This window comes from Austwickia sp. TVS 96-490-7B (genome assembly GCF_019331795.1).
GTDB lineage: Bacteria > Actinomycetota > Actinomycetes > Actinomycetales > Dermatophilaceae > Austwickia.
In genome coordinates, this window is sequence record NZ_JAHPZL010000033.1 from 1 (window position 1) to 8,852 (window position 8,852).

Sequence of the window (8,852 nt, forward strand, 5' to 3'; positions counted from 1 at the left end):
CGAATTCGTCGCCCAGCCCGTCCGGACCGACCTGAGCTGCGCTCAACGTCATGCTGTGCTGCTCTGACGATTGCGCTTTCCCTTGTCGGCGCGGTCCTGCGGAGAGTCCGAAGCTGCTGCCTCGGTTGCCGGGGCGTCGCCCTCCGGGGCCGCGGCGGCAGCCTGACGTTCCAATGCTGCTTTCACCAGGCCCGCGAAGAGGGGGTGAGCGCGGTGCGGCCGGGAGAGAAACTCCGGATGCGCTTGAGTGGAGACGTAATACGGGTGGATGTTGGCGGGGAGTTCCACGAATTCGACCAGGGAGCCGTCCGGGCTAGTCCCGGAAAACACCAGGCCAGCTTCTTCTAGCTGAGCACGGTAGGCGTTGTTCACCTCATAACGGTGCCGGTGTCGCTCTTCGGCTTTCAATGCTCCGTAAGCGCCAGCGACGACAGAACCCTTCGCCAGTTTCGCCGGGTAGGCGCCCAGGCGCATGGTGCCGCCCATGTCACCGCCGCCTCCTTCGACGTACTCGGTCTGCTCAGCCATAGTGGCGATCACCGCAGCGGTGGTCTCAGGGTCAAATTCGCTGCTGCTGGCTCCCTCAATCCCGGCGACATTCCGGGCGTATTCGATGACCATGCATTGCAGGCCGAGGCAGATCCCCAACGTGGGGACGCCCTTTTCCCTGGCCCAGCGCAGCGCACCGAGTTTGCCTTCGATGCCACGCACTCCGAAGCCGCCAGGGACGAGGACTGCGTCAACTCCACCGAGGGCGGCTTGAGCTCCTTCTGGAGTCTGACACTCGTCGGAGGCGACCCACCGGATCGTGACCTTCGCATCGTGGTGGAAGCCACCTGCTCGCATGGCCTCGGTGACTGAGAGGTAGGCGTCGGGCAGATCGATGTATTTGCCGACCAACGCAATGTCGACGCGGTGGGCCGGTTCGTGGACGCGACGCAACAGCCGGTCCCAGCCCTTCCAATCGACGTCACGGAACGGCAGACCCAGCCGCCGTACGACGTACGCGTCCAAAGCTTCGCTGTGCAACACCTTGGGAATGTCGTAGATCGACGGGGCATCCGTACACGCGATCGTGCCATCAGTGTCGACGTCGCAAGCGAGCGCGATCTTGCGTTTGAGTGCCTCGGGAATTTCCCGATCAGCTCGCAGCACGATCGCGTCAGGCTGCAGGCCGAGCTGACGGAGCGCTGCGACAGAGTGCTGGGTCGGCTTGGTCTTCAACTCACCGCTGGGAGCGAGATAAGGCACCAAGCTGACGTGCAGGAAGAACACGTTTTCGCGTCCGAGGTCATGCCGCACCTGGCGGGCCGCTTCGAGGAAAGGCAGGGATTCGATGTCGCCGACGGTGCCACCAATTTCGGTGATGATGACCTGCGGGGGGCGCTTCGCGGAGGCCTGCTCGCGCATGCGTTCTTTGATCTCATTGGTGATGTGCGGAATGACCTGCACCGTATCCCCGAGGTACTCGCCGCGACGTTCCTTAGCGATGACCCGACTGTAGACCTGTCCGGTGGTGACATTCGCAGCCTGGGAAAGTGGGACATCCAGGAATCGCTCGTAGTGGCCGATGTCGAGGTCCGTCTCGGCGCCGTCGTTGGTCACAAAGACCTCGCCGTGCTGGAACGGGTTCATGGTGCCGGGATCCACGTTGAGATACGGGTCCAGCTTCTGCATGGTCACTCGCAGACCGCGTTGCCGGAGCAAGAATCCGAGGCTTGAGGCCGTCAAGCCTTTGCCGAGCGATGAGGCTACGCCTCCGGTCACGAAGATATGTTTGGTCTGCGCCACGGACCCCCAGTCTAGGTCACGTCCTGAGTAGCTGAGGACCAGCGATCTCTCGGGGGTGGCTCGACGGCTGTCATGGTGAGGGTGAACGGTCATATTGACCGGCCTCAACACGGCGGTACGGCACTGCTCTCAATCGGTGTTATCCCGCCGTCGCCGAGCTTGTTCCAGCAGCTCACGGGCATGTTCGAGTGCCACCTCGCTGGAATGTCCAGCCATCATCCGGGCCAGTTCGCTGAGTCTGGCATCGTCGTCCAGCACACTTACCCCGCTGCTGGTGATGTGTCCATCGCTGCTCTTGTGCACCACAAGATGCCGGTCGGCGTATGCCGCGACTTGCGGAAGATGGGTGACCACAACGACCTGCGCATGGCGGGCCAAGCGAGCTAAGCGGGCACCGACGGCGAGTGCGGCTTGTCCGCCAACTCCAGCATCGACTTCGTCGAAGACGAAGGTGTCAGGTCGGTGGCCTTCGGGGTCTGGAGTGTCGCCGGCGGGCGTGGCTGCGGTGACGACTTCAAGGGCCAGCATCACTCGGGATAGTTCTCCGCCGCTGGCTGCTTTGGCGACGCTGCGTGCGGGAGCGCCGGGGTTGGCGGCTAGGCGGATCTCGACGTTGTCGATGCCGTGGGGGCCGAACCGGACGCGGGTGCCATCAGGCAGTGGCAAGCCGTCGTCGGGGGCTTCGTGACGTTCTACGGCGACATCGATGCGGGCTCGCCCCATGGCCAGATGGCCTAATTCGGCGGTGACTGCTGCGCTGAGGGCGGAAGCGGCGTGGTGGCGAGCGCGGGATAACGCTAAGGCGGCGTCGACAAGCGTGCTTTGTTCGTTGATCGCTTGAGCGCGGAGGATCTCCACGCGGTCGTGGGCTCCGTCGAGTTCGTCCAGCCGAAGTGCTGCCCGGCGTCCCCACTCGAGGACGTCGTCAATGGTGTCGCCGTAGGTGCGGGTGAGTCGGGCAAGGGCGGCTCGACGCTCTTGGACAGCAGCCAGGCGGACTGGGTCAGCGTCGACGTGATCGAGATAGGCAGCGAGGTCGGTGCCGAGGTCAGCGACGAGGTAGACGAGTTCGGTGGTGCGAGCTTCAAGGGCATCGAGCTGTGGATCGTGCCCGTGTTGGGCTGCTAAGGCGTTTCGGGCCAGGGTCAGGAGTCCCGTGGCACCTTCCTCGACAGTGTCGTCTTCTCCGCGGAGGGCATCGTGGGCGGCGCCTGCGGCGAAGCGGAGGGCGTCGCTGTGCGAGAGGCGGGCATCTTCGGCGCGCAGCTCTTCGTCTTCGCCGGGTTGAGGGTCGAGCCGTTCGAGTTCGTCCAGTCCGGTGCGCAGGACTTCGGTTTCGACGGCGCGATCTCGGGCGAGTTCGGTGACGCGGCGCAGCTCAGCTTGGGTGGCTGCCAATGCTCGGTAAGCGTGGGTATAGGCGTGGGCAGCGGCGGCCAGCGGCGCGGCGCCGTACTCGTCGAGGACAACCCGGTGTTGTTCGGGTCGGCGCAGGCGCCATTGGTCGGCCTGTCCGTGGACAGCAACGAGGAGTTCACCGAGTTCAGCGAGGATGGCGACGGGCGCTTGGCGTCCGCCGACGTGGGCTTTGCTGCGGCCTTCGCCGGAGACGGTCCGAGTGAGGATCAGATCGTCGTCATTGTCGAGAAGCGCCCCTGCTTCGAGGGCACGTTCGCGGGCAGGGTGGTGGCTGGGGAGTTCGACAGAGCCTTCGACAACGGCATGCCGGACATCATGGCGGACCATTCCGGCGTCTGCACGTGCCCCCAGCAGCAGACCTAGGCCGGAGACGACCATGGTTTTCCCGGCGCCAGTTTCGCCGGTGAGGACATTGAGTCCGTCGGCGAGGTCCAAGGTGGCGTCGTCGATCACGCCGAGGCCTCGGATGCGCATGTGGCGGAGCATGCCTTCAGCGTAGGTGGTGGCGAAGGGGGCAGTGCGTCATGACAGGCGCCCCTGGGGATGAGTGTCGGTAGTCACGCTAGGTGGGTGTGTCGGTGAGTGCTGTTGGGTATGGCGAACAATCAGTCGGCGAGATCGTCACATGGGGGGTGGTCGTCTGATTCTCTGCCGCGCCATCCTTGGACGGAGAGGTCAAATTTTCGGACCAGTCTGTCGGTGAATGGCGCGGCGCTGAGGCGGGCCAGTCGGACTGGGATGTCACTTCGACGGACTTCAACGCGGGCTGCTTCGGGCAGGTCGACGGGGCGGGCACCATCGCACCACATCACGCCGCGCCCTTCGGTGCCGGGGACCAGTTCAACGGCGACCTGGGAGTCTGGTCCTACCACGAGGGGGCGCGCAAATAGGGCGTGTGCGGAGATGGGCACGAGGAGCAATGCTTCGACATCAGGCCAGACAACTGGTCCTCCGGCGGAGAAAGCGTAGGCCGTGCTTCCGGTGGGGGTGGCGACGATGACTCCGTCGCATCCCCAGGTGGACAGGGGCCGCCCGTCAATCTCTAGGATCATCTCGAGCATCCGTTCCCGGGCGGCTTTTTCAACGGTGACTTCGTTGAGTGCCCAGCTGGATGCGATCTGTTGTCCTGCGGCACGGGCGATGACGTCCAGAGTCATGCGTTCTTCGACTTCGTAGTCAGCATCGAGGATCCGGCCAACGGTGTCGGCCAGCGCTTCTTTTTCAGCTTGGGCCAGGAAACCGACGTGTCCAAAGTTCACGCCGAGCAACGGGACACCGGAGCCTCGGGCAATGTCGGCGGCACGCAGGATGGTGCCGTCGCCACCGAGGACACAGACCAGTTCTGCGCCGGCAGCAGGACGGGCGGGGTCGGTAGCGACGATTCCGGGGGTGTGTTGGGCACGCAGCGCTTGAATGTCATCAGCTGGCATGGCCACATCGATCCCAGCTGTGGCGAATAGCCCTGCGATAGCTCTGGTGTGGCGTCGGAGACCGGCCCGGCCGGTGTTGGTGATGAGCAGGATCCGGCGCCTCATCGTGTCCTTCCGAAATGGTGTATGGCGTCATCGACGGCGGCAGCTTCGTCGACGAGCGCATGTTCTGGACGTGTCGTGACCCACATTAGGTACTCATGATTCCCAGCGCCGCCGGGGATCCCGGTTCCGATGACTGCCCGGGGGAATAAACCTTCGTCGCGGACGGCCTCAATGACGTTGAGGATCGCGGTACGCCGATCCCGCGGATCTCGGACCACCCCTTGTTTAGACAAGCGCTGCCGACCGGCTTCGAACTGAGGTTTGACGAGCACGACGGCCTGGCCACCGGGGCTGAGCAGACTCGCAATGGTGGGGAGGACCAGACGCAGGGAGATGAAGCTAAGGTCAGCGACGATGACAGGGAACGGTCCATTGATCTGCGTAGCGCTGACATCACGGATGTTCGTCCCGGAGAGATCTCGGACTCGAGGATCAGCGGCGAGTTCTGGGACAAGTTGGTTATGGCCGACGTCGAGCGCTGTGACATGGGCGGCCCCGTGTTCGAGGAGCACCTGAGTGAACCCGCCGGTGCTGGCACCGATATCCAGACAATGCTGTCCAGTGACCTGCAGGGGCTCAGGGTCGATGGCACCGAAATAGGTAAAGGCGATGTCTAGTTTGTGCCCAGCTCTACCGACTCGCACTGGCCGGTCAATGTGGAGCTGGATCGTGGTGTCCGGGTGAACTCTGCTGGCGGGTCGGTCTATGGGGCGACCATCGACAGTGACTTTCCCGTCGCGGATGAGCTCCGCAGCGAGGTTGCGTGATCGTGTCATACCGCGAGTGACCATGGCCACGTCGAGCCGGGTCGATGAGACAGGGGCAGATTCGAAGGTGGCCATAGTCAGGGAGTCACATCTGTTCTGCGGTATGCGCCAAACGTCGACGTAGCAGTTCGTGGAGCTCGCTGCCGAGTTCGAGGTGCTGTTCCACGTCATCACTGGAGGTAGCCAGCAAGGCACGAAGCGCCTGGTCGATCTCGGGGTCCCCAGTGGTCTGGTCGAGGGGGCTACCTGCCGGCGGCAGAGTGGATTCCGGTACGTCGGCGAAAGAGTCGGTCATCGTTGCTCGGTCCTGAGGTCAGGCTGGTCGTAGCTGAGCGTCGATCCGAAGAAGATCAGCGGGGTCGACAGCTGACTCATGATCAGCGACGTACCAACTGAGGTGAACGACCGCTCGGAGGAGTTCATCCGGGTCGCCAGTTCCGGTGATGTCAATAAGCCCGTTGTGATAGCGGGCATGGGTGCCGTTGCAGCTCACAATGGGTTTACCAGCATCAATGGCGATCGTGGGGTCGTCATAGGGTCGGTGCAGTGATCGCAGATCCATGGCAAGATATCGAGGTCTTGCCCCCCCGGTGGCGGCAGCGAGTTCAACGAGGCCGCTCACACCGGTCAAGACCAGAAGCGAAGGGATTCCCGCAGCGCTAGCCCCGTCGATATCCGTATCGATGCGGTCCCCAATGCCTAGTGTCCGTTCGGGATCACTGCCCAGAGTGGCTGCGCTGAGGTGATAGAGCGGGGCTTCGGGTTTACCGACGACGACCGGGTCAACCGTGACCGCTTGCCGTACGGCGGCCACGAGTGATCCGTTACCCGGTGCGATTCCTCGCGCGGTGGGGATGGTGAGATCTGCGTTGCTGGCCACCCAGAGTGCACCGCCGTTGATGGCGTACGCCGCTTCAGCGAGGTCTGTCCATGACACGGTCGCGCCGTAACTTTGCAGCACGCCGACGACTTTGGCACCGGCAGCATGTTCCGAGGTGGTGATCGGGACCATGTGAGCCCGGTGAATGGCGAGAGGCACGCCAGGGCCGCCGAGCGCAAGGATCGGCGAACCTGGTCCGAGTTGGTCAAACAGGTGTGCTGCCGCGGCTTGGGCGCTGGTGAGAACGGCATCCGGGGTGAGCTGCAGCCCGAGTGCGCTGAGATGTTCGGCGACATCTTCAGGCGGCCGTGACCCGTTGTTGGTGGCATAGACGATGCCGAGGCCACGCTCGCGCGCAGTTTCTAACGAGGCAACCGCATAGGGAATCGCTTGGGCCCCTCGATAGACGACGCCATCTAAATCGCAGACGATGCCTCGATATCCGTCGAGCAGTGTCCCCGCGCTGAGATCCTGCGTCGCACCACGGCTTGGTGTGCTCATCGGTCCGTGTCCGCGAGCGTGGCAGACATCTCCGCATCACGGTCTGCAAACTCCGTTGAGGGTGCGCCGGTGGTTGCAGATGGCATTTCAGAGGTGTCACCGGTTGGTGTCGTTGGCAGTAGTGACTCGGTAGACGTTTCTGCCGGGCTGGATGTTTCTGCCGGAGAAGTGACTGCCTCTTGGTTGGGCTCGCTTTGATGATCTGTCGTCGCGTGGTGGGTCACGTCATCTTGCTCCGGAGCCAGATCAATGAAAACGATGCCGTCCATGTCCTCTAGGCGTTCAGCAGCGTCAGTCGCTAACTCGGTGTCAGCGTCTGCGGCTTCAGCGAACCACGCTCTTGCTAAAGCGGTGTCACCACGAGAGTGCAGCGCATCGGCGTAGGCATAGAACAGCCTTGCGGACCAGGGGTCTCGACGGTTTGGATTGAGTTCTGGGATTTCGAGGATGACCACGGCTGCGTCGTGGTCTCCCATGTCTCGTCGAATCCCGGAACAGACGATCAGTAGCTCAATCCGTTCGGCTCGGCCCAGGGTGCGCGCTTCGGGTGACCCGGCAAGTTCGAGAGCTCGCTCGGGACGATTGAGTCCTCGCTCGCAGTCCACCATCAAAGGGAGGAGATGTTGGGATCCGGATAGCCTGCGCGCAGTGCGGAACTCGCTCAGGGCAAGTTGGTAGTCGCCTTCTCGGTACGCCACGAGTCCGCGGGTCTCCCTGACAGCCGCGACACGTCCGGCCCGACGAACCGCTGTTTCGGCGTGTGCGCGGGCGCCGACGATGTCGGTATCAAGGAGCCGAGAGACCATCACCAGATGCTGGCCAACCCCTTTAGCGTTGTCTTTACTGAGTGTCCGCAATTCGTGCTTGATGGAGCGGTCAATCTCGAATCCGGTGACATCTGCGTCGATGGCAGGTTCGGGAAGCCGTGGCGAGGTAGGTGCCAGCCGGGGGCCGCTCCTCGGGGTGCGATCATCTCCAGGGCGACCATCACGACGATCGAAGTTGTCACCGCGTCGCGAGTCCTTGCCTCGGTTGGGTCGGTCGGTACGTTCGGTCAGCCTGCTGCCGCTAGGACGTGCCCCTCGATCGGAGAACCGATTGCGCTGATCGCTGCGACCTTCACGCTGGTCATCGCTGTTGCGGTTCCATCGTTCATGAGAGGAGGCGCGGTTGTCAGAGGTTCGACGATTGTCATCTCGGTTGTTCCACGTGCGCGATCTGTCGTTTTCTCTCGTCGAAGATCGGTCCCACTGATCATTCTGTCGGCTGCGATCGCCCTGGCTGCGCCGGTCACCATCACGCCCTTGATAGCCGCGACGTGAACTACCGCGGCTTTCTTGACGCTCGTCCCTCCCAAAGCTTCGTCGATCATCGCGACGTTCGTAGCGGTCGTTTTCGCGCCTCGGGGTGGCATCACCTCGTTGGCGGTCTCTCCGTGTGGAGTCGCCGCTTCGGTCAGCCGGGGCGGTACGTCGGTCCCCACCGCGCCAATCAAGACGATCAGTACGACGCCGGGGTTCTGTGGACGAACTGTTGTCCCGTCCTCGACGGCTCGGCGCGGAACGATCGGGGCGTCCCTGAGATTCACCTCGTTGAACAGGCTTGTCTTGGGGTTTTTCCACACGTTCCCAGCGGGATGAACCGTCCGTGGTCAACTCTCGTACCCTTCTTCTCGATAGCAACCCAGCAGCGGGCGAACCTTAAGCGTATCCATCAGCGCAGCTGAATTAACAACACCTGGGATACGAGCAGTAATGGATTGACCAACAGTTCCTCAAATTCTGAAGAACGCGTATAGCCCTGATAAACCGGGGTGGTTTATCAGGGCTATACGTGAATGTTTGTCCGGCGGCGTCCTACTCTCCCACACCGTCTCCAGTGCAGTACCATTGGCGCTGAAAGGCTTAGCTTCCGGGTTCGGAATGAGACCGGGCGTTTCCCTTTCGCTATGACCGCCGT

The 8,852-nt window shown here is 62.9% G+C and carries 8 protein-coding genes and 1 rRNA gene; all 9 read right to left on the bottom strand.

Going from position 1 to position 8,852, the window contains the following annotated elements:
• Nucleotides 1–48 precede the first annotated feature (48 nt).
• Complete coding sequence (locus KEM60_RS15515) at nt 49–1,791, bottom strand: CTP synthase (protein ID WP_219108904.1); 1,743 nt, start codon at nt 1,789–1,791, stop codon at nt 49–51.
• Between the two features lie 129 nt (nt 1,792–1,920).
• Entirely contained in the window at nt 1,921–3,696 is a 1,776-nt protein-coding gene (recN, locus tag KEM60_RS15520) for a DNA repair protein RecN (protein ID WP_219108907.1), read from the bottom strand.
• 119 nt (nt 3,697–3,815) lie between these two features.
• Complete coding sequence (locus KEM60_RS15525) at nt 3,816–4,745, bottom strand: NAD kinase (protein WP_219108910.1); 930 nt, start codon at nt 4,743–4,745, stop codon at nt 3,816–3,818.
• On the bottom strand, nt 4,742–5,587 hold the full coding sequence (locus tag KEM60_RS15530) for a TlyA family RNA methyltransferase (RefSeq protein WP_255574733.1): 846 nt from the start codon (nt 5,585–5,587) through the stop codon (nt 4,742–4,744). The genes KEM60_RS15525 and KEM60_RS15530 overlap by 4 nt, the downstream gene beginning before the upstream one ends.
• 10 nt (nt 5,588–5,597) lie before the next feature.
• Nucleotides 5,598–5,807: a hypothetical protein gene (locus KEM60_RS15535; RefSeq protein ID WP_219108912.1), complete on the bottom strand. Its 210-nt coding sequence runs from the start codon at nt 5,805–5,807 to the stop codon at nt 5,598–5,600.
• 18 nt (nt 5,808–5,825) lie between these two features.
• Nucleotides 5,826–6,893 (bottom strand): HAD-IIA family hydrolase, encoded by a 1,068-nt coding sequence (locus KEM60_RS15540; protein WP_219108915.1) that lies wholly within the window; start codon nt 6,891–6,893, stop codon nt 5,826–5,828.
• Nucleotides 6,890–7,699, bottom strand: coding sequence for a hypothetical protein (locus tag KEM60_RS15545; protein WP_255574734.1), 810 nt, complete (start codon nt 7,697–7,699; stop codon nt 6,890–6,892). The genes KEM60_RS15540 and KEM60_RS15545 overlap by 4 nt, the downstream gene beginning before the upstream one ends.
• 248 nt (nt 7,700–7,947) lie before the next feature.
• On the bottom strand, nt 7,948–8,481 hold the full coding sequence (locus KEM60_RS15550) for a hypothetical protein (protein WP_219108918.1): 534 nt from the start codon (nt 8,479–8,481) through the stop codon (nt 7,948–7,950).
• 255 nt (nt 8,482–8,736) lie between these two features.
• Nucleotides 8,737–8,852 (bottom strand): 5S ribosomal RNA (gene rrf, locus KEM60_RS15555).

Excerpts from the sequence above, each read along its gene's own strand:
- KEM60_RS15545 (WP_255574734.1), bottom strand. The coding sequence starts at position 7,699 with ATGGTCTCTCGGCTCCTTGATACCGACATCGTCGGCGCCCGCGCACAC.
- KEM60_RS15540 (WP_219108915.1), bottom strand. The coding sequence starts at position 6,893 with ATGAGCACACCAAGCCGTGGTGCGACGCAGGATCTCAGCGCGGGGACA.
- KEM60_RS15530 (WP_255574733.1), bottom strand. The coding sequence starts at position 5,587 with ATGGCCACCTTCGAATCTGCCCCTGTCTCATCGACCCGGCTCGACGTG.
- recN (WP_219108907.1), bottom strand. The coding sequence starts at position 3,696 with ATGCTCCGCCACATGCGCATCCGAGGCCTCGGCGTGATCGACGACGCC.
- KEM60_RS15525 (WP_219108910.1), bottom strand. The coding sequence starts at position 4,745 with ATGAGGCGCCGGATCCTGCTCATCACCAACACCGGCCGGGCCGGTCTC.
- KEM60_RS15535 (WP_219108912.1), bottom strand. The coding sequence starts at position 5,807 with ATGACCGACTCTTTCGCCGACGTACCGGAATCCACTCTGCCGCCGGCA.